The sequence below is a fragment of the Synechocystis sp. PCC 6803 substr. PCC-P genome (assembly GCF_000284455.1).
Classification (GTDB): Bacteria; Cyanobacteriota; Cyanobacteriia; order Cyanobacteriales; family Microcystaceae; genus Synechocystis.
Window position 1 is genome coordinate 594412 of the sequence record NC_017039.1, and the last position, 22112, is coordinate 616523.

Here is a 22112-nt window from a genome sequence, read left to right on the forward strand (position 1 = left end):
TAAAACTTTGATGTACACTAATGCGGGCGTGAATCCGTGGCCATTGCCAGGACGATCGCCGATGTGGTGTGGGGTGAAATCTAGGGCGAATGAACCGCCTCTAGGCTTTTTTTGTCTAAAGCAAGATTAAACAAAGTTAAGCAAATGCCAAGCCGTCCCTTGGGGCGGAGTTTCACCACTAGTTTTTCGATGAATTTACGCTACCTCTGGTCAGGAAAACAGATATTGATAGGAGGCGGTCTAATTCCTCTATTATTCGGTGCCGCTGTCTCGGCCCAGTCTCCTAGCCAAACTAATCCCAGTAATCTTCCTGACGTTACCCCCCTCCTGGCTCAACGGTCAGCGACCGACGATAGAAGGCAGTTCAATGAGCTACTGCGCCAAGGCAAGGCCTATGTGGATAACGGTAATTTTCCCCAGGCGATCGCCATTTACCAACAGGCGGCCATGTTGGACGGGGAAAACGCAGAACTGTTTGGCAGCATGGGTTATCTCTACGCCCGCCAGGGACAATTTGCCGAGGCTAGCCGGAGTTTTCAGCAGGCTCTGCGGGTAAATCCCAACAATCCCGACTATTACGATGGTTTGGGCTTTAGTTACGCCCGCCAAGGATTGTTAAACGAAGCTGCCAGCGCCTATGCCACCGCCATTAGTTTAGGCCCCAGTTCCCGTGAGTCAGTTAAATACCGCCTTGCCCTGGGGATTATCATGCTCCAGCAGGGAGACTACAACCGGGTGCGTCAACTGTATAACGAAATTCATAGTTTGCAATCGGACAATGAAGAAGCGGCGGTGATGATGGGGGCAGCCCTGCTCCAGAGCAGTGAGTATGAACAGTTAATCACGTTCAACAATCAGGCCCTTAGATTATTTCCTAACCGTTCTGAACTAACCTTGCAACTGGGTAAAGCTTATCTGGCCCAGGGTGATCTGGTGGCAGCCCGCAGAGCGTTAGAACCTAGGCTCAATCCAGATTGGCGTAGTTTTTCCCTCTACCTTACCTGGGCAGAACTACTGGAACGGGAGGGAAATTTTGCCGGAGCCCTGGATGCCTATAAACAAGCTCTCCGCAATGAACCCACGGCGATCGCCGCTAAAATTGGCACTGGTCGGATGTATTTGGAATTGGACAATCCTGCCGAAGCTGTTTGGGTTTTCCGTGATTTAACCCGCCTCCAACCCAGTAACGCTGATTTTTATTACCTGCTGGGGGAAGCCTACGCTGTGGACGAAAAAATTGACTTGGCCAAAAAATCCTTTGGGGAAGCGAAAAAACTTTACCAGGCCCAGGGCAACACCGCTGGCAGTGACCGGACCCAAGAAAAGCTGGATAATCTCTAGTGGAAGTTAGCCAGACCAATGCTTGCTGACCAACTTTCAACAATCTATTTTTACCCTTTTCAGTTTTCAGGAGTTAATCACCGTGGATGCAATGGAATTCTTTCGCAATAGTTCCGGCAACTGGCGATCGCAACGTACCACCCATCACCTGGCCTTCCGTCGGGCAGAAACCGGCACCTCGGAAATTTTTGTTGAAGCTCTGGGTGCTGATGATCAAAAAATTGTCGAGATTTGTGAAATGCACGACTGCGACCCAGCCAAAGCCGTGGGGGGAGCCTTTGTCCGCTGGGAAAGCGCCATGGCCTGGGATAAAGAGGATGAAAATCATGAAGGAACAACTGTATTTGCCCTCATTCCCGATGAAGACAATCCCCAACAGGGACTACTACTGCGGGAGAGGGGCTATGCGGAAATTGTCCCCATTGCCGGTCGCTATCACATCGACGAAGAGGAAGCCCTGGTGCTAGTGACGGAGTATGAGACCATGACCACCATTGAACGGTTCTGGTTTGCCAACCCGGATATGCGCCTTAGAACCAGTACTGTGCAAAGGTTTGGGGGATTCAATACCGCCACCTACTGTACGGAAATGCGGGTCAAAGAGGAAAACACCGTGTCTGCGTCCCCTGCCCCTGCCTACGAACAATTTTGTGGCTGGTAGCCCCGTTTGGTTCCAGTATGGGGAGCTCGATCGCCCTGCCAAGCCATCTGAGGAATTGGCTAACCCTGAATGGAAGGGCGATAATTGTAATAAATTGTAATATTTGCCAACGATTAGGACCCTTCCCCCTTATTATTTAAACTAACTAATTATCAAGCTCTTCTTTAAGATCACGGAGGTTTACACTTGGCTCTTCCCCTATTGAACTACGCCCCCAAAAGTCAAAATGTGAGGGTAGAAGGTTATGAAATTGGCTCTGAAGAGAAGCCTGTTGTTTTCACCACGGAAAACATCCTCTCCAGCAGCGATATGGATAACCTAATCGAGGCGGCCTATCGTCAAATCTTTTTCCATGCGTTTAAGTGGGACCGAGAAAAAGTCCTTGAGTCCCAACTGCGTAACGGCCAAATTACTGTACGAGATTTTGTGCGGGGCTTGTTGCTTTCCAACACCTTCCGCAATAGCTTCTACGAAAAGAATAGTAACTACCGCTTCGTTGAGCACTGTGTACAGAAGATTTTAGGGCGGGACGTTTACAGCGAACGGGAAAAAATTGCTTGGTCCATTGTGGTCGCGACCAAGGGCTATCAAGGATTAATTGACGATTTGCTCAACAGCGACGAGTACCTCAATAACTTTGGCTATGACACGGTGCCCTACCAACGTCGTCGCAACCTTCCCGGTCGGGAAGCGGGTGAATTGCCCTTTAACATCAAATCTCCCCGGTACGATGCCTACCACCGTCGCCAATTGGGCTTCCCCCAAATCGTTTGGCAGAACGAAGTGCGTCGCTTTATTCCCCAGGAGAAAAAGCTCACCGCTGGCAATCCGATGAACTTCTTGGGCATGGCCCGCAGTATCAACCCTGCCGCCAACACCATTCCCAAGGTTTCCGCCCAAAATATCAACATCGAAGCTTCTGTGCCCCGTCGCTAGGCACTAAGGTCAGAGGGTTGAAGGATTAGTGCATTCCTAGCGTGGATAGTTACTGATTTTTCCGTCCTGAAAATTAAACTGAAAAATCAAATAATTGTTTCGCTGGGACTGTTTGCTAGTCCCTTTTTTTTGGCTATTTTTGGGGCGAGGATCTGAGTATAAATACTTGATTGAACTATGACGGGAGAGCAATTTAGCGGAAATTGTGAAGTCTTCTAACAATTATGGAACCTCTGCCCATAATCCCAGACTAAAAACCTATACTTGCCCCCAATACCAACTCCTCACCGAACCTAGGGCTTGATGTTGGTTGAGGTAGTAATTTCCCCAGAGTGGAGTCCCCATGATTGCCCCTATTTGCCGTGCTCTGCGTTCCCGTCTTCCCCTCGCCGCTATGCTGATGATTGCCGCCACTGCTACCCCCGCCTTAGCGAATTCCCCCCTCGCCGCCAATTTAACTCCGAATCAACCCCAACCTTTACTGTTGGATGGCGTTCAACTCTTTGCTCCGGTGGGGATTCCCGATGATGATTTTTTGCTTAATGTGACTGATACCCGGGAGGTGGATCCCTTAGACAGTCCTTATCCAGTGCCATGGAGTTGGATTGTACGTACCCAGCAGGATTACGCCGAACAACAACAATCAGGGTTGCGCTACTACCGCAGTCCGGCTTTGGTGTCTCCCTCTGGACAGTATGCAGCTTACAGTCGCATTGAAGTGCGGGCGGAACCCAATTCCTACGAGTCCAAAGTGTTGGGGGTAATGTTCATTGAAAATTTAGCTACGGGCAAGCTGCAGGTAGTGCGGGCAAACTCCCCCATTGCCAGCTATTTGCAAAGGGTAGGGGAAGATAGCCCAGAAATGGCCGGGGTAATTTCGATTCTTTTGCCAGCTTCTTGGTCCGAGGACGGCGATCGCCTGTTGGCCCGGCAAATGGAAGGGGCATTTAATTCTTCTGACATTAGTGATTATGGCGTTGTTTGGCAAAAAGGTTCCATCCGTACCCTTAGTGCCATGCCCCAGAACACCACGGAATCCAGCGCAACTCTCTTGGGTTGGCATGAGAACAATCCCAGTCAGGTACTTTTTCAAGTAAGCCATTTTGACCAAGAAGAGGATGAAAATTCTTTGGTCAGCGTCGCTTTAGATGGGGAAGTTCAACCAGCGAAAGCTCCTACAGTCATTGCCTACGGGAAACGGATCAGCCGCAGTTGGAGCGGTGTACAATCCATGCGCTAGGAAAGAGCACCGGGGTGGTGGTCTGGAGGCTGGAAAAGCTCAAAGGCTTGGCGGGTGAATTGGCGTAGTTTTTCCCCAATGTCCTGGGCGGGGAGATATTTACCCACCACCTGCCAGTTGTCCACCGTAGAAAGTCTCCAGGCTTGCCCTTGGTGATTGATACCGACGGTTTCGATGCCAATAATTTTTGGGGATTTTTCCGTGGGATCAGGATGGAAGCGAATTTGCACCAGAATACTGCGGCTCTGGTAACGGGGACTCCAACCCGGTAAATGGAAACCAATGTCAATGGAGTGGGGGTCCACCTGGGCTTGGGTCTGGCGATCGCCTTGCCAAGGAGCAAGGTCAGCCCTAGCGTCGGGAAATTGAGCCTTAAAGAGGTTCACCACGGCGGCGATTTTGGTAGTAGTAGCGAGTCCAATGGCTTGTTCTGCCGCATTCATTGGCAATGTCTCCTGCTGGAAGGGTAACCGTTGGCCAGGACAGGATTATGGTTAGCCTGGCGGTGGGGGATGGGCACAGGAAATGGGACAATTAATGGCCCAGAATTGATTCCATAGGATAGCAAACCTCCGTGAAAATTTCCGAACAGACCCTTGAGGTGGGACAGTTCCACTGGTTTTACCGCCAGATTCAGCCGCCCCAGCCCACTAACAATCCCCCTGTTATGCTGCTCCATGGTTTACCGAGTCAGAGTTTATGTTGGACTGGGGTAATGCCTCTGTTAGCGGAAAAGGGGTTAACGGCGATCGCCCCGGATTGGTTGGGGTTTGGCTTTTCGGACATCTTGGATAAACGGGATTTTGCTTATACTACGGCGGCCTATGAACAGGCTTTGGGGGAATTTTTTCAGTCTTTAGAATTGGCAAAAATATTCTTAGTAGTGCAAGGATTTTTAGCCACAGCGGGCATCGAATACGCCCTCAATCACCCAGACCAGATTGAACGTTTAGCTATCCTAAATACCCCCGTTGTGCCGCCGGTGTCGTTACCTTGGCCCATGCGCCAATGGACCATTCCTTTGGTGGGGGATATGGTCACCCAAGATCCGCTAATTATCGACCGCACCTTGGAAGGGGGCAGTGGTTTTGTCATCAGTGACGAAAAACTCGACATTTACCGTAAACCGTGGCTAAAAACTTCCGCCGCCGGTCGGGCTTTAATGGCTGTCACTAAGAATTTGCCCACCACTAATGCTCTGACAAAAATTGGCGATCGCCTACGCACAGAATGGCAAAAACCCACCTGCTTTATCTGGGGAACGGCGGATAAATGGTTATCGGTGGAACCCATTGAACAGTTAGTCCAGGGAGTTAATCATCTAGAATTAATCAAATTATCGGAAGCAAAACACTATCCCCAAGAACATTTTCCCCAGGAAGTCGGGACAGCCCTACAGACCTTTTTCCGTAAACAAATTGCTTAAAAATCAAAGAACTTTTGCCGGGGGTTAAAGGTTTCCTTTTCCCGAATTCTACGGTAAAGCTCCAATTCCTCTGGGCTGGGTTCCGGGGGAATTTCCACCCGAATTTCCACTAACTGGTCTCCCCGATCGCCTTGGTTGTTGGGAAAGCCCTTTTTGGCCAAACGTAGTTTTTGACCATTTTTTAAACCCGCTGGCACAGTCATTTTCACCAGGCCGTCAATGGTCATCACCTCAATAGCGCCCCCCAAAATGGCTTCACTGGGAGTTACGGGCACCTGGCAAGCAATGTCCGTCCCCTGGAGAGTAAATAACGGGTGGGGAGAAAGGTTGATTTTTAGATATAGATCGCCCCCATTAATGCCCTGTTGCTTGAGGCGAATCCGTTGCCCATCCCCCATGCCCCCAGGCATTTCCACCTCCAAAGAACGGCCATCTTCCAAACGAATTCTTTCCTTGCCTCCCCGGTAGGCTTTTTCCAACGGCAGGGTCAAATTGGCTTCCACATCCCTGGGCACAGGGCGGGCGGGGGACACCACTTTCGTGCGTCTAGTTTCACTAAAATCTTGCCATGACTGCGCCGGCTGACGGGTTCCAGTGCGCCCAGTGGGGGTACGAACTTGGCCATTGACACTTGTTCCGTTAGGCGATCGCCCACCGTTACTATTGGGGCTAAAACGACTGGTGGGGGGACGGCGGAATCGGCCAAATAAACGACTATCTAATTCCCGGCGCTTGGTTTCATCGGAAAGGACATCGTAGGCTTCGTTAATATCTTTAAATTTCTCTTCCGCTGTTTTATCGTTGGGGTTAACATCAGGATGATACTGACGAGCTAGCTTCCGAAAAGACTTTTTAATCTCTTCAGCAGTGGCATTGCGGGGAACTCCCAAAATTTGATAATAATTCCGCACTTGTTCCATAGGGTTGCCAGAAAATACTCGCTCAATCCACTCAAACTAACTCAGGTCGAGGTTACAGGGGTAAATCATCAACGGTTTTTACCGTCTTTGGTCAACGAACTTTTGACATTAGAACCAATCATCATCGTCATCATCCCAACCGTTTTGTAATGGGGCATTGCGACCGGGCTGGGCAGGCCGTTCCCCATAGCGGCCATTGCCTCCCCGACCAGAACGACTGGGGGCATTTTCCCGATAATCGTAATCCTTCTGGCGATCGCCTCTAGAGTAATCATCCTGGGGGCTAGAACGGCGATCGTCGTAGGTACCCCCTAAACTCTCTCCTTGGTAAGGTCGTTGTCTGGTGACCCTGGACTGGTCCCAATCAGCATAGGCGGTGGAACGGTAATCTTTGCTCAAGGAAGGGCCCCGGCCAGCGCCAGCCCTGGGCATGGGTGCCTCTCGACGGGAAGGGGCGTTGTAGTTGTAATCGTCATAGCGACCGTAGTCATTACCTCCCCGATAATCATCCCTGGGAGCAGGGCGACGGTTGTAGTAATCATCATCGTCATCGAAATCGCCAGTGAAGGTTTTCTTAATCGCTTCGAAAAAGCCTTCTTCCTTGTCGTCATACTGCAGACGCACTTCCCGATTTAACTCGTACAACACATCCTGCAAATCTGCCTGGGCCCGGTCTAACCGACGCTCATCATCTTTTTCCAGACTGTCTAAAATTTCACTGCACAACGCATCCACTTGACGACGGTAGGACACGGTGAACGCACTGCCGAAATCCAGGGTAACTTCCTTGAGCCGCCGCTGAGCCTGATCCGTTAATGCCTTAGCACTGTTGCGTTTTTCAATGCGTTCCCGCCGTTCCCGGTCCTGGGCGGCAAAGGTTTCTGCTTCTTGGATCATGCGATTGACTTCCCCTTCACTGAGGATGGAAGCCCCTTGGACTGTAATGCTTTGCTCCCGGCCGGTGGTTTTGTCCCTCGCTGTCACCTGCAAAATACCGTTAGCGTCAATGTCGAAGGAAACCTGCACCTGGGGCACTCCCCTGGGAGCCGGCGGAATACCGCTCAGTTTAAAACGACCGAGGGAAATATTATCGCTGGCCATTTCCCGTTCCCCTTGGAGCACGTGGACTTCCACTACGGTTTGATTATTTTCCCCGGTGGAAAAAATGTCCGATTTACGCACTGGAATGGTGGTGTTGCGGGGCAGTAATTTTTTCATCACGCCGCCAATGGTTTCCAACCCAAAGGAAAGGGGGGTTACATCCAGCAGCAAGATATCTTTCACTTCCCCGTCCAAAATGCCCGCCTGGATTGCCGCTCCGATCGCCACTACTTCATCGGGGTTGACGTTTTCGTTGGGTTCCCGGTCAATGAAACTACGGACAAGGCCTTTGACCATGGGCATACGGGTGCCACCTCCCACTAGCACCACTTCATCGATTTGTACCGGACTCAAGCCCGCATCTTTCAGCACCCGTTTAACGGGTCTTTGCAGACGAGTAACTAAATCTCCACATAAATCTTCAAATTCCGAACGGCTCAACTGGGTTTCCAAATGTTTGGGACCGTCTTCCGTAGCGGTGATGAAGGGTAAATTAATTTCCGTAGTACCGACCCCAGAAAGTTCAATTTTGGCCTTTTCCGCCGCTTCGGTTAACCTTTGTAGGGCCTGGCGATCCTGCCGTAAATCCACTTTCTCCGCTTCTAAAAACTTTTCCGCTAGCCAATCCACAATGCGGCGATCAAAATCGTTACCCCCCAACTGGGTATCACCGCTGGTGGCCTTAACTTCAAAAATGCCGTCCCCCACTTCCAACACAGAAACATCAAAGGTGCCGCCCCCTAGGTCAAACACCAGGATTTTTTGTATCCGCCCCTGGTCTAAGCCGTAAGCTAAAGATGCCGCTGTGGGTTCGTTGATAATCCGTAGCACTTCCAGCCCGGCAATTTTCCCCGCATCTCTAGTGGCTTGCCGTTGGGAATCGTTAAAGTAGGCAGGCACAGTAATCACAGCTCCGGTGACCTTTTCCCCCAGGTAGCGGCTGGCTTCTTCGGCCAACTTCCGCAAAATCATGGCGGAAATTTCTTCCGGGGCAAAGTCTTTTTTCAGCCGGGGACAACGCACTTTAATGTTATCCCGGTCATCCCGCCGGATGGTGTAGGCTACTCGTTTAGATTCTGGAGTTAAATCAGTGTAACGCCTCCCCATAAAACGTTTGACGCCATAGAAAGTATTTTGGGGATTGAGCACCGCTTGCCGCCGGCCCATCTGACCCACCACCAATTCCCCTTCTTTGTTGAACCCCACCACGGAGGGGGTAGTACGCATGCCTTCCGCATTGGCGATGACAATGGGTTTGCCGCCTTCCATGACGGCCACAACTGAATTGGTAGTTCCAAGGTCAATTCCGACGACTTTTCCCATGTTGTTTTCTTTGCTCCCAAAATTTGCAGAGCGGTTAATACTCGTTAACACTAGGCACTTGCCCAACCATTATAGGAGTTTGGGGCGGGACCCTGGGCAAACTTCAACCTAGACCATAAAACCCCAACCAATGGGCCAGGGTTTTACAGACAAATTAGCAGATTGGGGAACGATGTTAATTCAAATCAGGCGATCACCGCTACGGGAATGCGGAGATGATCATAGAGGGGGAAACCAGCACAAAGTTCACTGACCCGGCGCAGACAATCCGCTTTTACGCCTTCATCTTCCGGGGACAACAGGCGATCGGCAATGATGTTGGCAATGGTGCGGAATTCGTCTTCCTGCATACCCCTGGTGGTCATGGCAGGGGAGCCCAGGCGCAAACCACTGGTGACAAAGGGAGATTCGGGGTCAAAGGGCACCGTGTTTTTGTTGGCGGTGATGTTGATTTCTCCCAACAGTTGATCGCCCACTTTGCCGGTCATGGCGATTGAGCGCAGGTCTACCAACATTAAATGGTTATCGGTGCCGCCGGATACCAGGTCAAAGCCCCGTTTTTGTAACTGGTCGGCCATGGCTTGGGCGTTGGCGATTACCTGGCCAGAATAAACCTTAAATTCTGGTTTCAGCGCTTCCCCAAAGGCCACTGCTTTAGCGGTAATGACGTGCTCCAAAGGGCCGCCCTGGGTGCCAGGAAAGACGGATTTGTCGAATTTTTTGCCTAATTCCTCATTATTGGTCATGATCAAACCACCCCGGGGACCCCGCAGGGTTTTATGGGTGGTGGTGGTGACGACATCGCAATAGGGCAAGGGACTGGGATGGTGTCCTGAAGCCACTAAACCGGCAATGTGGGCAATGTCTGCCATTAGGTATGCTCCCACTTCGTCGGCGATCGCCCGGAATTTATCAAACTCGATTTGTCGGGGATAGGCAGAGTAGCCACAAATCAACAGTTTGGGTTTAACTTCCAGAGCCTGTTGGCGGATTTTGTCGTAATCTAACCGACCCGTTTCCTTTTCCACACCGTAGTGGGCCACTTCGAACCATTTACCAGAAACGTTGACAGGGGAACCGTGGGTTAAATGGCCGCCGTGGGAAAGGTCCATGCCCATAATGGTGTCGCCGGGCTGGAGCAGGGTTAAAAATACGGCAAAATTGGCCTGGGCCCCGGAGTGGGGTTGGACGTTGGCGTGGGCAGCCCCAAATAACTCTTTGACTCGACTGATGGCTAGCGTTTCCGCTTGGTCCACAAATTCACAGCCGCCGTAATAGCGTTTACCCGGCAGACCTTCGGCATACTTATTGGTTAAGACGGAACCCTGGGCCGCCATTACTGCTGCTGAAGTGAAATTTTCGCTGGCAATCAATTCAATGTGGGTGCGTTGCCGTTGTAATTCCCGGTCAATGATGGCCGCAAGGGCGGGGTCGCTGGTGGCTAAAAAGTCGAGGTTGGTTTGATTCACGTCTTATCTTCCTGTAAACAGTGCTGGGGGCGGAAAGCACCGCGCTTCTTGAGTATTTACTAAGTTTATCGGAAAACCGGGTCTAAAACCCCGTCTTTCAGAGTGTGATATCTACAAAGCCACCTGTTACGGAGCGTGAAGCCGTTGTGACACTGAGTTGTCAAAAGATATTCGAGATCCGGACACTGAGGTCTACCTGAGTACAGTTTCCGTCTGGGAAGAAATTGTCAAGAGTTTCAAGAAAGTAATGAGAGGCGCCAGTTGTGTAGTGGTTCTATGTTACCACTGACCCTGAATTTGGCAAATATTGCCATGGTGATATCCACCATGTAGGCTGACCTGGAGAAAACTTTCGTGCGGCGATGAAATCTAGCAAACCAATGGCGATTATCTGAGTTGTTTCTCTCAATTCCTACTGTTTCTCTTTTGCTAATCCCATGAAACGCATCGGGATGTTCATCCAGTAGTTGTTGATAGGGCCCCCAGTCATCGGTGTAGTACACGGTCACTTTCCACTTTGCCAGTCTCTCCAGCAAACGACTCAGGGTTTGAATATCACGATCAATCAACTGAATGGTGAAAAGCCCAGTAGTTTTTACTATATCCAAATTTCATACAAAAGCAACCTAAATAGCTCAGAGGTACTATTTCTGTCCCGGCTCTCATCTTTTTTGAATTTTCACTACATAGATAACACTGATAATAGTACCTTTGTTTTATTCTACCTACGATAATAGAAGAGCGATAACTTCGGCAGTGCAAAACTCCGGTTTGAATTACAAAGCATATAGTAGTTTCAAATAAAGCTGAGACGCTAAACGCCACGGTAAGAACGGATAATTTCATCAAGAGACGTGTCAATAGGAGCGTACATTCTAGCTCGTTTCAAGGCACTAAAGTCATGCTCAATATCATTTAAATCAGGAGAATATTTCGGCAAAAAAAGAACTTCATGACCTGCTTCTTTAGCCAATTCTTTAATGGCAGTTTTACGATGAATAGGAGCATTATCCACTATTAATATTGATGGAATGTCGAGGGAGGGTAGCAAATATAATTTTAACCATCCTTCAAAGCCTTCTGCATTCAAACTCCCGGTAAAAACCATCGGCGCAATCAAATCTTTTTTTCCTTTTCTTCTCCCTGCTACTAGATTTTCTCTGACTCCCCTTTTTCCTTGTCTATCTCCATAAACTTTTTTTCCTTTTTTTGACCAGGCATAAATACAAGCCTGGATTGCTTCGAATCCAGATTCATCTATGTAAACTATAGCTTGACTACCATAGAGCTTAATTAGTTCTCTTAACATTCTATAGTACTTAACTCGTTCCTCCCGGTTTCTTTCTCGATAACGTAGTTCTTTTTTTTTCTGTTTATTTTCATTTTCTTTAATGCGTAATATACGGCACTCGGCCTCACTCCAAATTTCTTGGCTCTGTCTATCAATCTTGCATCGGGATTTTCTTCTACGTCTTTTTTTAGAGCTTCCCAGTCTAATTTCCTATGGCGACGCTCTACTTTTGTTGGGCTTAAATCTACTCTATTTAACCATCTGTATATCGAGGCTTTTCCTATTTTATATATCTTGGAAGCCTCAGTTATTTTTCCTCCAGCTTCTATATAAGCTACTACCCTTTGCCTTAAATCTAAACTGTAAGCTATTGTTTAAACCTGTTCATTTTGTACACTCCATAATTTTACATTAAATTCTCTCATCGTTAATTGAAATGACTATAGTTCAAAAATTAACCGAAGAATTAAAGCTCTCGCGTGGATTCCATTGGATAGCTCCCTGTCCCGTGACCCACAATTGACCTCGATATTTTCCTATTGCTTGCTCCAAATTTTTGCTTACATAGGGTGCAATGGCGATCGCCGTGGGAGGTCGTAAACTATCCAACCAACTGTAGGGAAAAAACTGACCAACCCAGATGATAATTTGGGGTCGTTGATCCAGCGGCAACTTCAAAGCAGTTTGATCTTTCTGGGGAACTTGTAGAAAAATCCACCAGCGTTTTTGAGCAAATTCCAGTTGCAAAATCCCTGGGCTGATGGCTACCCAACTCAGATGGGCGCAGGAAGGCGGTAGCGGTTGACCAATTATGGCGGGGGTGATGGTTAGTTTACAGTCAACTTGATTAATGCCCTTTTGAGCTAGGAAGGGAGCTAACAATCTTGGTGCAGATTGATCCTCCGCCCTAGTAATGGTGGTTACTGCGCCTGGACTCTGGGCCACAATGACAGGAAATTCTTTACTATCAAAAATGGTCAATTCCACCCTAGTTTGCAGGCTAAAAATCAGGGGTAAAATAATGGTGCCCAGTAAAAATGTGGAAACCAAACCCCAACGCCGTCGCCACCAGGGAAAGGCCCAGATCAAACAAAAAGCGCCGTACATTATGACCACTTGTCCTAAGCCCACTTCCCCCACTGCCACGGTGGGTAATTGTTGAAATTGGTCGGCGATCGCCATTAACCAACGGGCAGGGAAAGCTAGCAACCAACCAGTGGCACTACCCAGGGGGGGAAAAATGAGCGCACATAGAGCACTGACCATTCCCCCCAAGCTCAACAGGGCTAACAAAGGGGTAATTAGAATATTAAGGGGTAAGGCAGCAGGGATAAAATAGCCAAATTGTTGCAGAAGTATGGGTGTAGTCCAAACACTTGCTGCTAAGGGCACTGCTATCACCCCGGCAATTTTTCCTGGCAAAAAATCCAGCCGTTGCTGTAAGGGAGGCACCATCACCACAATGCCTAAAGTGGCTAAAAAACTGAGTTGAAAGCCCAACGCTTGGCTCCAGACGGGGTTAACCAATAGCATCACTGTGGCAATGAGCAATAACGCCCCCACGGTGTTTAATTTTTGTTCGCTGGCCAGGGCCGCCATTACCCCCACCCAGAGTAAACTAGCCCGGATTACTGAAGGTTCCAGCCCTGTTAAGCCCAGGTAAAATGCCAGGGTAATTAGCCCGACGGCGATCGCCAATTTAGAACTGACACCGGCCTTTTTGCCCAGGAGCAATACAGTCCCCACCAGTAGGGAAACTTGATAACCAGAGGCAGCCAGGAAATGGGAAAGCCCCACCGATTGGAAAAGATTGCGTAATTCCGTGGGCAAATTAACCGCTTTGGCGCCCAAGACAATGGAACTAATTAGCAAGCCAGGCCATTGCCCTTGCCCCTGGACTGGTAACCAGGCTGTCTGGGCGTTGACAATTCTTTGTCGCAGGGGATTGAGACCGCAAAATTTTTCCCCCACTAGAGTCGCCGTTTCTCCTCTTAACCCGGCAAAAATACCCTGACGGGCCAAATATTGAGCAAAATTAAAGGCCCCCGGATTCTGGGGGGTACTGGGACGGTACAGCAAACCTGTAACCCGTATTTGCTGGCATTGTTGCCAGGGTTGTTCTCCCATGGGCAAAGTCAGGTAAACAGTGCCAGAACGGGGCCGAAATTCTTTTTCGGGCGGCCGTTGCAGCTGCTCTACCTTGAGCCAAAATTGTTGTTGCCCTTGGGCGTTTTCTCTCCCTCCAGCCTTCAATGTACCGATCGCCGTGATGGTCTGAAAACTTTTGGCCGGAGGATCTAGAAGGCGGCTAATGTCAGTTAAACCAGGCTGGGGCATGCGCCAAAGGGCGTAATAACTGGCCAGCAACGCAATTATTCCCGCCAGTAACCATTGCCATCTGGTTGGGCCCCGTCGCCAAACTAAGGGTAGAAAAATAATGGCGATCGTCGTAGCAAAAAACCACAGCCCAGCCAGCACAATCAATTGATTAAGATTGAAAAAATCAACATCAAGCCCCGTCCCCAACAATCCCAGAATAAAGCTAAGACAAATTAAGGCCAGGGGATGGAAGCGCATCAGTTTAACTCCATATCAAGTTTCCGAAAATTTCCTTGATTAGGGGAAATAACGGGAGACAAGTTTTTACAGTGGTTAGGGTATTTGCGTGTCACAGTAAAAACTCAGCAGAATAAGCGTTATGACAGCTTTATCGGTGTCAAGTTGCCAATATCAATTCACTAATCTCTCCAAGGAATGGGGTAAACCTCTCTGGATGAAACTAGAAGCGGTCTTAATGTACATGAGTGGCATGTCAATGAATGCTACAGCAAAACTATTGTGAGTTTCTACTCAGTCAGTGCTCAACTGGATTAGGGATTTTGGCGAAGCAAACTACGAGAAACCAGCTCCAGACTCAGCAATCGTAGTAGAATTAGACGGACTGTGGCATTTTCTTCTGACTGGAGGCCCTATCAATAACTGCTGAAGAACATCCCGATACTTTTCATGGGATTAGCAAAAGAGAAACAGTGGGAATTGAGAGAAACAACTCAGATAATCGTCATTAGTTTGCTAGATTTCATCGCCGCACGAAAGTCGTCTCCAGGTCAGCCCACATGGTTGATATCACCATGGAAATCTTTGCTAAATTCAGGGTCAATGGTAGTATGGAACTATTGCCCAACTGGTACTTCTCATTACTTTCTTGAAACTCTCTAAATTCCCGGCAAGGAACAGGGAAAAACTGAATGAAGGCAAACTTTATCCCCGCTTAGGTGTTTTACCGAAAACCGTCGTAAAGCTTCTGGTTTGAGCCATGGGTAATATAGTGTGTCAACGTTTAAATATCTGACCATGGCCCGTCAGCAAACTGCAAATGGAGCCCAGTCTCCTCGGAGTAAAAAAATTTTTGTATAATTCCGGGAACGGTATTTCTCCTTACTCCGCCTGAATGGTCAAGTCCACCCCTTCTCCTCTCCTCTCCGTTGCAATTCGTGCGGCTACGGTGGAAGATATTCCGCCCCTGGCCAATCTCCTAATTAAAAGTTTCCATCCCCCCCAAAACTGGTTGATGTGGAGCTATCCTTTTTTGCGCCTGGGCATCACAGAAGATCTGAGGCTACGCATGCGCCATGGCGATAATGCCTACCATTGCCTCATTGCGGTTAATTCAGATAACGGAGAAATACTTGGCACCGCTGAAGTTTCCCTCAAACACTGGTTCACCCGCCCCAAAACCACTGCCTACATTTCTAACCTAGCCGTGAGCCCCCAACATCGCCGCCTAGGGATCGCCAAGCAATTAATCCAAAAATGTGAAGCCATTGCCGACCAGTGGCAGTGCCGTCGCCTTAGTCTCCATGTGATGGAAAATAATTTGGGCGCCCAAAATCTCTACCAAACCTTGGGATTCATTTATCAAGAAGCAGAATGGAGTTGGCGGGCTTGGCTATGGCAGAAACCCCGACGGTTACTATGGGAAAAGATTCTAACCACGGAAATTCTTTGTCCCACCCCTGTCCACCAAACCCCCTAATGACTTCCGCCGAAGCCTTACTGGAGCAGATCCAAAACAAACAATCCCTAGTGATCAACCCCCGTCGTCGCAATGGGGTTATTTTAGTGAAGCCCTACCATGCTGAATTTGCTGGGCCAGGGGCCTTTGTGGGGGGAGACCTAGACCAAGATGTGACCTTTTGTTACCCGGTGGGTAACCTTGCTTGGTTAACTCCTCCATCCTCCGCAGAGCAAATCAAGGCTTATCTAATTCGCCGACAGTGGACTGTGTTAATCAAACAAATTGTTGATAATCCCATCGCCATGGAAAGGGCCCAGGTGATTTTAAATCAGCTAGAAAATTGGTTTGATGATGCCACGGTGGCGCTTTTGCCAGATTCTGCGGTGGCAACTTTAGTGGGGGTTTTACCTTCTACGGTACGGAGTGCCCGCACCAATGCAACGGTGTTTTAGCTCCTTTTCAGCCTGAGACAGTTTATTTGCTTGCCTGTCAATGGAAATGATGATGATTTCCCGATTATTAGGATTAGGCCGTTGCCCAAAATGTTGGTCGGTCAACAAAATCTCTGACCTATAAATGTTAATCAACTGGATAACTTTTCCTGGAGTATTAGGTATAGTTTGCTGGCAAATATTTTTTGACCAACAACTAAAAGTTAAGTAAAGGTTAAGGATCCGTTAAGCAAAGTTTAATGCTCCGGGTCACTTATAAAAATATTTTATGAATAACGTCGTAGCAGATATGAAATTACCAAACTCGGGGCGGAATTCTAGAGGGAGCGATGGCTCAAACTAGGTAAATTGGTCAGCCAAAGCCCTTCTCTGTCGAGGTTATACGTTTTTTGCATAGCTTTTAGTCGGTGCCCTTGGAATTGTTCAAAATAGGTGCTAGAATTCTCACTGAGGAATTTCTTGGTCTTCGCTGATCAAGAATCAGGTCAATAATCCAAGTTTCAACTGCTATTCAATTTATCGGTTGTGCCTGGCTTGATTAATGTAATCGGTGTGAGGATCCCTTTGTTATGAATAAGTTGACCAGTCATTTACTGAAATTATTTCCGTTGGCCCTAGGTAGCTCCTTGGCTATTGTTCCCGGCGCCATGGCCCAGTCCACAGGTGAATTGGCCACCCCTGGAGATTTCCCTAGAATTAGTAATCAGGGTGACAGTCTGGAACTGATGCGTCGTCGTCAGAATGCCGGTACCTTCAATGCGGCTACCCCAGATATCACCGACATGTCCCAGGTAACTAGTGTGTCCGAGTTGCGGGATGTGCAACCCACCGCCTGGGCCTATGAAGCATTAAAAAGTTTAGTAGAACGCTACGGTTGTATTGTTGGTTATCCTGACCGGACTTTCCGCGGCGATCGGGCCCTTTCCCGTTGGGAATTCGCCGCTGGTTTGAATGCTTGTATGAACGTGATGGAGCGTTTGATTCAGGAGAACGTGGCGGTCCTACGGGAAGACATTGATAAACTCAAGCGCTTGATGCAAGAGTTTGAAGCGGAATTGGCCGCCCTTGGTGCTCGTATTGATAACCTGGAAACCCGCACGTCTTTCCTAGAAGATCATCAATTCTCCACCACCACCAAGCTGAACGGGGTCGCCGTTTTTGCCTTGGTTGACCAGTGGGGCGGTGATAAAGCTGTGGATTGGCGGCAACAGGACAACATTGACAACTTCGGCGCTGCCGCTCCGGCTCCGGTAGAAGAGAATGCTACCCTCTCCAGTAGGGTTCGTTTAAACTTTGACACTAGCTTTACTGGTAAGGACTTACTACGTACCCGTTTGCAGGCTGGTAGTGTGCCCAACTTGTCTGGTCCTACTGGCACCAACATGGCTCGTCTTTCCTTTGACGGTTCCAGCCCGGACAATAACGTTGATATTAACAAGTTGTTCTATCGCTTCCCCATGGGTAACCTTACCACCTGGATTGGCGGTACTGGTTTAGCTCTGGACGATGTGTTCAAAACCTATAATCCCTACCTAGAAAGTGGGGACAGTGGTGCTTTGAGTCGCTTTAGCCGCTATAGTCCCTTTGTAAACCGGGGTCCTGAGGGGACTGGTGGAGCTTTGCGTTATAAATTCAATGACGTTTTCACTGTCAGTGCGGCCTATTTGGCTGATACAGGCCAGGCTAGCACCCCCTCCGATGATGTTTTCACTAGTGGAGGCAATACCTTCCGTAGTGGTAATGGCTTCTTTAACGGTAGCTATAGCACTGGGGTTCAATTTGACATCAAACCAGTCGACAACTTCAGCTTTGGTATTTCTTACTTGCACAAATACTACAGCCAAGGGGATGTTAACCTGACCGGCAGCACCGGTAGCCGCATTGCTAGTAATCCCTTTTACCAGGCGGCTACCACCATGGATACCTATAACCTCCAAGCTACCTGGCAGATCACCGACAAGTTTAATCTTTCCGGTTGGTTTGGCTATGCCAATGCCACAGCCCAAGGTTTCAACACCGGTGGTAATCCCCAAAACCGTGATGGTTTAGGCGCTGACCTCTGGACGTGGAATGCAGCTCTGTCCGTCATTGATGTGTTCAAAGAGGGGGCGGTGTTGTCCCTGAGTGGTGGTTTGATGCCCTATGCTCCCTACGTTGGTAGCTTGAGCGGCGATCGCATTAGCAATGACCGCAACTCCCCCTATATCATCGAGGCTCAATACCAGTTCCCTGTGAACAAAAACATCCAAATTACCCCTGGTGCTTACGTAATTCTTAGCCCCGAAGCCAACAGCAACAACAGTGCCATTTGGGTTGGTGTACTCCGCACCACCTTCAAGTTCTAGGAACTTTGTTGGGGTAAAACCAATACTCACACCAGTAACTTCCAGATATTTAGCCCCCACTTTATTGCTGGGGGTTTTTTCAATACTAATCTTGGCGATCGCCTGCTGGTGGGATGAAAAACTCCATATCCGGCAAAACTATTTAGACGGTACAGTTCGTCGGTTAGGATTATTTAGGGATGATGGTAGTCGGAAAAATTCTCAGATAAACCTTAGTTTTACCCCCGATCGCCAAGGTCAACCTGGTTAACCTGCAAAAATTAATCGCCATGAGCCAATCTAAGGAAAATTATCATTTATTGTTGGTGGACGACGATCCCAATCTACTCCTTTTGGTCAAGGATTATTTGGAATATCAGGGTTACCAAGTCACCACCGCTGGGAACGGTCGTGAAGCTCTGGACCTGCTGACAACTACAGTGCCCGATATGATTGTTTGTGACATCATGATGCCGGAGATGGATGGCTACGCCTTCATCGAGCAGGTGCGCCAAAACCCGGATATTAGTTGGATTCCGGTGATGTTTCTTTCTGCCAAAGGCCAAAGCCACAATCGGGTGAAAGGACTCAACGTGGGAGCGGATATTTATATGGCTAAACCCTTTGAGCCGGAGGAACTGGCCGCCCAAGTGCAATCTTGTCTCCGTCAAGCTGATCGCCTATTGCAACACAATAATCATCCCCTGGAAGACAATGCTCGGGTGCAGGTGGCCAGGGACGTGGAACTCACCCCCACCGAAACCAAGGTGATTCAATTGGTAGCCCAGGGATTGGCCAACCGGGAAATTGCCGACCACTTAAAAGTCAGTCAGCGCACTGTCGAAAGTCATGTATCGAATATGTTAAACAAGACAGGATTACACAACCGCACCGAGTTAGCCCGTTGGGCGATCCAAAAAAGTATTGCTTGAGGTTCTTTGCCACTGGTTTTCTAGTGGGCCAGCACCAATTAGAAAAACAACATATTCATGAACTACTTTTCCTGTTCCCTGCCGAAAAGTTTGGGTCTAATTTGTGCCAGCTTGCTGAGTCTCCCGGCCCTGGCCCCGCCGGTCTGGGCTGGCTCCTTGGAATATTGGAAATTTGATCTGCGGGATAGTCGTCTGGACATCATTACCGATGAAGATGTCAGACCCCAGGTAAATGTGCTGCGAAACCCCACCAGGGTGGTGGTGGATTTACCAGGTATCGAACACCGGGGCCCTACCATTTATAAGCCCCTTACCCAGTATGTTAAAGAAGCAAGGGTTGGTCGATGGAATAATAATTCGACTCGCATTGTCTTGGAATTGACGGAACCTTTCACGGTCAAGCCCTGGGAAGTGCAGGTGCGGGGGTTAGCACCCAATCGTTGGTATGCCCGCCTACCCACCATCCTCCAACCTTCGGAATATAGTTTGCCCCAGGAAACGGTGGCGGTTAATGTGCCAGCCCCAGCCCCCAGGCCCCTACGACGCTTTACGGTGGTTCTAGATGCGGGCCATGGCGGTCAGGATCCAGGGGCGATCGGGCAACGGGGCATCCGAGAAAAGGATGTGGTGTTGGCCATTACCAGGGGGGTGGCTAGGGAGTTGGAAAAACAGGGCATTGAAGTGGTGATGACCCGCAACAGTGATATATTTGTTTCTCTGCAGGGTCGGGTGCAGAGGGCAGCGGCGGCCCGGGCGGACATTTTTGTTAGTATCCATGCGAACTCCATCGGGTTGGGGCGGCCGGAAGTCAATGGGGTGGAAACCTATTATTTCCAAACGGGGCGTTCCTTAGCCCAAACCATTCATCGCAGTATCCTACAGCGGCTTAATGTGCGCGATCGCCGGGTGCGCCAGGCTAGATTTTATGTGTTGCGCCGTACTTCCATGCCTTCTACCCTAGTGGAGGTGGGTTTTGTCACGGGGAGTCAAGATAGTCGCAATCTTAGTAATCCCCGCTTTCAACAGCAAATGGCTGAGGCGATCGCCGCCGGTATCGTACAGTATTTGAAGTAAGTTCACCCCCCGACCGCAGTCGAATGTTTTCCCCCGACCCCATACTTCCCGACGACGGCCAACATCCCTGGCGTTACCGACTAGACCAGTTCACCAAGGAGGAACAAACCGCCCTAGGGGCCCTGGCCTGGGCGTTTTACCAACAATGGCCAGCCAAAGAACAGTATTTAGGTTTGGACCTCCATCCTCAAGCCCATTTCATTAGCTGTGCTCCCCAGGCGATCGCCCAACTCAATGACCAGGTGAACGGCCGCATCCAAGAAATGGTGGGAATTTTGTACGGTTATGACCCGAGAACAGAAGTGGCCATTTTTGTCATTGGCCCCACCCAATTCAAACTGCTCTTTTTCCAGCCAATTCCCGACCCCGCCAGTTGTTTTGCCGCATTGGGACTGACCATTGAGGAACTCAAACACAGGCTGGAAAAGACACTCCAGGAAAAACTAGCCTAGGGACTAGTGGACTCAATCAATTCTAGATTGGCGCCTGGGTTGATAAATGTTTGATTATTGCCCCCTGCATTGCGGCACACAGCACCACTGTCCGATTGAAAGACGGTGAAGCGGTCATTGACTTGGCATAGTTTGATGGACTCACTACCTGCCATCTCAGCAATGGCTTTGCGGTTCGGAGCCACCCCATCGCTAATTTTGAAGTAGGTAAAGGCACTGTCGGAATAGACCACACACTCCCCCGGTTCTACCACCCACCAACCTTCACTCACCCAAATCCCATTGGGATTTTCGTAGCCCTGAGCCATGAATAAGTTGGTGTTGAGATAATTGCAGCTTTTTCCGGCGATCGCCGGGGTTGGGGCAAAAACACTGCCTACCAAGGTGGATCCTAGTACCATCACCGCCGCAGACCATAACCCTTTATTAACCATAAAAACTCCTCAAACCACAGAAATTGTTAACGCCAATCTTACTAGAACTAGGCTGGCTTTGCCCACGGCCAGGGATGGGCTTACCCTGGGGATAAATAGTTTTTTGGTATTAAACTAAACAGGCCGTAACGGACAATACGGAAATTGTCGCTCCCAAAACACAAAATAGTCAGCACATCGACATAATTGACGGCGATCGCCTAAATTACTAGAGTTGAGGCCAGTTTTGCCGTTGCCTTTTTTTCTTTTGTGTGAGGAGTCAGCATGATGTCGTTTAACCCCCAGATTGTGACGAGGGATGTTTTCTATCCCCAAGGCACATTGAGTGCCGCTGTCACCCAAGCTTTCCAAGCTGATTTAGCAAGCTGGTTAGCCACTACCTCCAGTCCGGTGATGGTGATTGACTTTAGCCAGGTGGACTTCCTCGACAGCGCTATTTTGGTGGTTTTGGTCAACACCTACAAAGAACTCCAGAGTCAAAACAGAACCTTGCTGTTAAGTGGGGTTTCCCCAGAACTGAAAATCATTTTTGAGTTGACCCAACTAAATCGAGTTTTTCCCATCTATAGCAACCCGGAAGTCGCCCTGGCCAACGGGGAAAAACCTGCCCTGGCCGCCTAGAACTTCGGAACTAATAAGAGGAGCTGGATTTGCCTCCCTGGTCAATTTTTATCAGGGTCGCTGGGGTTGCATGGACTTTGGGGACTAAAATCTAGGT

General features: G+C 49.1%; 21 protein-coding genes and 2 pseudogenes. 14 read left to right on the plus strand and 9 right to left on the minus strand.

The window, feature by feature from the left end:
- The first annotated feature begins 144 nt into the window (after positions 1-144).
- The 4 genes from SYNPCCP_RS02785 to SYNPCCP_RS02800 all read left to right on the plus strand — a co-directional run bounded on the left by SYNPCCP_RS02785 (position 145) and on the right by SYNPCCP_RS02800 (position 4178).
- Entirely contained in the window at positions 145-1341 is a 1197-nt protein-coding gene (locus SYNPCCP_RS02785) for a tetratricopeptide repeat protein (protein WP_010871745.1), read from the plus strand.
- An 82-nt stretch (positions 1342-1423) separates the two neighbouring features.
- Complete coding sequence (locus SYNPCCP_RS02790) at positions 1424-2002, plus strand: phycobiliprotein lyase (RefSeq protein ID WP_010871746.1); 579 nt, start codon at positions 1424-1426, stop codon at positions 2000-2002.
- Between the two features lie 186 nt (positions 2003-2188).
- Positions 2189-2938: a phycobilisome rod-core linker polypeptide gene (locus SYNPCCP_RS02795; RefSeq protein WP_010871747.1), complete on the plus strand. Its 750-nt coding sequence runs from the start codon at positions 2189-2191 to the stop codon at positions 2936-2938.
- Positions 2939-3281: 343 nt separating this feature from the next.
- Positions 3282-4178 (plus strand): hypothetical protein, encoded by an 897-nt coding sequence (locus tag SYNPCCP_RS02800; RefSeq protein WP_010871748.1) that lies wholly within the window; start codon positions 3282-3284, stop codon positions 4176-4178.
- On the opposite strand, the gene SYNPCCP_RS02805 is transcribed toward SYNPCCP_RS02800, so the two are convergent.
- Entirely contained in the window at positions 4175-4621 is a 447-nt protein-coding gene (locus SYNPCCP_RS02805; RefSeq protein WP_010871749.1) for a hypothetical protein, read from the minus strand. The genes SYNPCCP_RS02800 and SYNPCCP_RS02805 overlap by 4 nt on opposite strands.
- 131 nt (positions 4622-4752) lie before the next feature.
- On the opposite strand from SYNPCCP_RS02805, the gene SYNPCCP_RS02810 reads away from it, so the two are divergent.
- Complete coding sequence (locus SYNPCCP_RS02810) at positions 4753-5604, plus strand: alpha/beta fold hydrolase (RefSeq protein ID WP_010871750.1); 852 nt, start codon at positions 4753-4755, stop codon at positions 5602-5604.
- On the opposite strand, the gene SYNPCCP_RS02815 is transcribed toward SYNPCCP_RS02810, so the two are convergent.
- The 7 genes and pseudogenes from SYNPCCP_RS02815 to SYNPCCP_RS02845 all read right to left on the minus strand — a co-directional run bounded on the left by SYNPCCP_RS02815 (position 5601) and on the right by SYNPCCP_RS02845 (position 14285).
- The gene (locus SYNPCCP_RS02815) at positions 5601-6524 is read right to left on the minus strand and encodes a DnaJ C-terminal domain-containing protein (RefSeq protein WP_010871751.1); all 924 of its coding nucleotides are present in this window, start codon (positions 6522-6524) and stop codon (positions 5601-5603) included. The genes SYNPCCP_RS02810 and SYNPCCP_RS02815 overlap by 4 nt on opposite strands.
- 108 nt (positions 6525-6632) lie before the next feature.
- Complete coding sequence (gene dnaK / locus SYNPCCP_RS02820) at positions 6633-8948, minus strand: molecular chaperone DnaK (RefSeq protein ID WP_010871752.1); 2316 nt, start codon at positions 8946-8948, stop codon at positions 6633-6635.
- Between the two features lie 185 nt (positions 8949-9133).
- The gene (gene glyA / locus SYNPCCP_RS02825) at positions 9134-10417 is read right to left on the minus strand and encodes a serine hydroxymethyltransferase (protein WP_010871753.1); all 1284 of its coding nucleotides are present in this window, start codon (positions 10415-10417) and stop codon (positions 9134-9136) included.
- Between the two features lie 236 nt (positions 10418-10653).
- Positions 10654-10986 (minus strand): annotated as a pseudogene (locus SYNPCCP_RS02830) (IS1 family transposase); the annotation flags it as partial.
- Positions 10987-11231: 245 nt separating this feature from the next.
- Entirely contained in the window at positions 11232-11726 is a 495-nt protein-coding gene (locus tag SYNPCCP_RS17820; RefSeq protein WP_010871754.1) for an IS630 family transposase, read from the minus strand.
- Positions 11720-12079, minus strand: a complete 360-nt coding sequence (locus tag SYNPCCP_RS17825; protein WP_010871315.1) for an IS630 transposase-related protein — start codon at positions 12077-12079, stop codon at positions 11720-11722. Before SYNPCCP_RS17825 ends, SYNPCCP_RS17820 begins: the two co-directional genes overlap by 7 nt.
- A gap of 76 nt (positions 12080-12155) precedes the next feature.
- Complete coding sequence (locus tag SYNPCCP_RS02845) at positions 12156-14285, minus strand: ComEC/Rec2 family competence protein (RefSeq protein WP_010871755.1); 2130 nt, start codon at positions 14283-14285, stop codon at positions 12156-12158.
- A 145-nt stretch (positions 14286-14430) separates the two neighbouring features.
- On the opposite strand from SYNPCCP_RS02845, the pseudogene SYNPCCP_RS16690 reads away from it, so the two are divergent.
- From SYNPCCP_RS16690 to SYNPCCP_RS02875, 8 genes and pseudogenes are all read left to right on the plus strand, one after another.
- Positions 14431-14917: pseudogene (locus tag SYNPCCP_RS16690) on the plus strand (helix-turn-helix domain-containing protein); the annotation flags it as partial.
- A 242-nt stretch (positions 14918-15159) separates the two neighbouring features.
- Complete coding sequence (locus tag SYNPCCP_RS02850) at positions 15160-15744, plus strand: GNAT family N-acetyltransferase (protein WP_010871756.1); 585 nt, start codon at positions 15160-15162, stop codon at positions 15742-15744.
- Positions 15744-16178: a hypothetical protein gene (locus tag SYNPCCP_RS02855; RefSeq protein WP_020861472.1), complete on the plus strand. Its 435-nt coding sequence runs from the start codon at positions 15744-15746 to the stop codon at positions 16176-16178. Before SYNPCCP_RS02850 ends, SYNPCCP_RS02855 begins: the two co-directional genes overlap by 1 nt.
- Before the next feature lie 569 nt (positions 16179-16747).
- Positions 16748-18523, plus strand: coding sequence for an iron uptake porin (locus tag SYNPCCP_RS02860; protein WP_010871758.1), 1776 nt, complete (start codon positions 16748-16750; stop codon positions 18521-18523).
- Between the two features lie 64 nt (positions 18524-18587).
- Positions 18588-18773 (plus strand): hypothetical protein, encoded by a 186-nt coding sequence (locus SYNPCCP_RS17210; RefSeq protein ID WP_143705307.1) that lies wholly within the window; start codon positions 18588-18590, stop codon positions 18771-18773.
- A 19-nt stretch (positions 18774-18792) separates the two neighbouring features.
- Complete coding sequence (locus SYNPCCP_RS02865; protein WP_010871759.1) at positions 18793-19434, plus strand: response regulator transcription factor; 642 nt, start codon at positions 18793-18795, stop codon at positions 19432-19434.
- Positions 19435-19491: 57 nt separating this feature from the next.
- Positions 19492-20508: an N-acetylmuramoyl-L-alanine amidase gene (locus SYNPCCP_RS02870; protein WP_010871760.1), complete on the plus strand. Its 1017-nt coding sequence runs from the start codon at positions 19492-19494 to the stop codon at positions 20506-20508.
- A gap of 23 nt (positions 20509-20531) precedes the next feature.
- Positions 20532-20960 (plus strand): hypothetical protein, encoded by a 429-nt coding sequence (locus SYNPCCP_RS02875; RefSeq protein WP_010871761.1) that lies wholly within the window; start codon positions 20532-20534, stop codon positions 20958-20960.
- Here the strand turns inward: SYNPCCP_RS02875 and SYNPCCP_RS02880 are convergent.
- Entirely contained in the window at positions 20957-21394 is a 438-nt protein-coding gene (locus SYNPCCP_RS02880; protein WP_010871762.1) for a DUF1036 domain-containing protein, read from the minus strand. The genes SYNPCCP_RS02875 and SYNPCCP_RS02880 overlap by 4 nt on opposite strands.
- Positions 21395-21658: 264 nt before the next feature.
- Here SYNPCCP_RS02880 and SYNPCCP_RS02885 point away from each other — a divergent pair, with 264 nt between their 5' ends.
- Complete coding sequence (locus tag SYNPCCP_RS02885) at positions 21659-22015, plus strand: STAS domain-containing protein (protein ID WP_010871763.1); 357 nt, start codon at positions 21659-21661, stop codon at positions 22013-22015.
- The last annotated feature ends 97 nt before the right edge of the window (positions 22016-22112 follow it).

Bases quoted from the DNA above. Each gene is read 5' to 3' on its own strand.
- SYNPCCP_RS02785 (WP_010871745.1), top strand. From the start codon at position 145: ATGCCAAGCCGTCCCTTGGGGCGGAGTTTCACCACTAGTTTTTCGATG.
- SYNPCCP_RS02800 (WP_010871748.1), top strand. From the start codon at position 3,282: ATGATTGCCCCTATTTGCCGTGCTCTGCGTTCCCGTCTTCCCCTCGCC.
- SYNPCCP_RS02805 (WP_010871749.1), bottom strand. From the start codon at position 4,621: ATGAATGCGGCAGAACAAGCCATTGGACTCGCTACTACTACCAAAATC.
- SYNPCCP_RS02815 (WP_010871751.1), bottom strand. From the start codon at position 6,524: ATGGAACAAGTGCGGAATTATTATCAAATTTTGGGAGTTCCCCGCAAT.
- dnaK (WP_010871752.1), bottom strand. From the start codon at position 8,948: ATGGGAAAAGTCGTCGGAATTGACCTTGGAACTACCAATTCAGTTGTG.
- SYNPCCP_RS17820 (WP_010871754.1), bottom strand. From the start codon at position 11,726: ATGTTAAGAGAACTAATTAAGCTCTATGGTAGTCAAGCTATAGTTTAC.
- SYNPCCP_RS02845 (WP_010871755.1), bottom strand. From the start codon at position 14,285: ATGCGCTTCCATCCCCTGGCCTTAATTTGTCTTAGCTTTATTCTGGGA.
- SYNPCCP_RS02850 (WP_010871756.1), top strand. From the start codon at position 15,160: ATGGTCAAGTCCACCCCTTCTCCTCTCCTCTCCGTTGCAATTCGTGCG.
- SYNPCCP_RS02855 (WP_020861472.1), top strand. From the start codon at position 15,744: ATGACTTCCGCCGAAGCCTTACTGGAGCAGATCCAAAACAAACAATCC.
- SYNPCCP_RS02860 (WP_010871758.1), top strand. From the start codon at position 16,748: ATGAATAAGTTGACCAGTCATTTACTGAAATTATTTCCGTTGGCCCTA.
- SYNPCCP_RS02865 (WP_010871759.1), top strand. From the start codon at position 18,793: ATGAGCCAATCTAAGGAAAATTATCATTTATTGTTGGTGGACGACGAT.
- SYNPCCP_RS02870 (WP_010871760.1), top strand. From the start codon at position 19,492: ATGAACTACTTTTCCTGTTCCCTGCCGAAAAGTTTGGGTCTAATTTGT.
- SYNPCCP_RS02875 (WP_010871761.1), top strand. From the start codon at position 20,532: ATGTTTTCCCCCGACCCCATACTTCCCGACGACGGCCAACATCCCTGG.
- SYNPCCP_RS02880 (WP_010871762.1), bottom strand. From the start codon at position 21,394: ATGGTTAATAAAGGGTTATGGTCTGCGGCGGTGATGGTACTAGGATCC.
- SYNPCCP_RS02885 (WP_010871763.1), top strand. From the start codon at position 21,659: ATGATGTCGTTTAACCCCCAGATTGTGACGAGGGATGTTTTCTATCCC.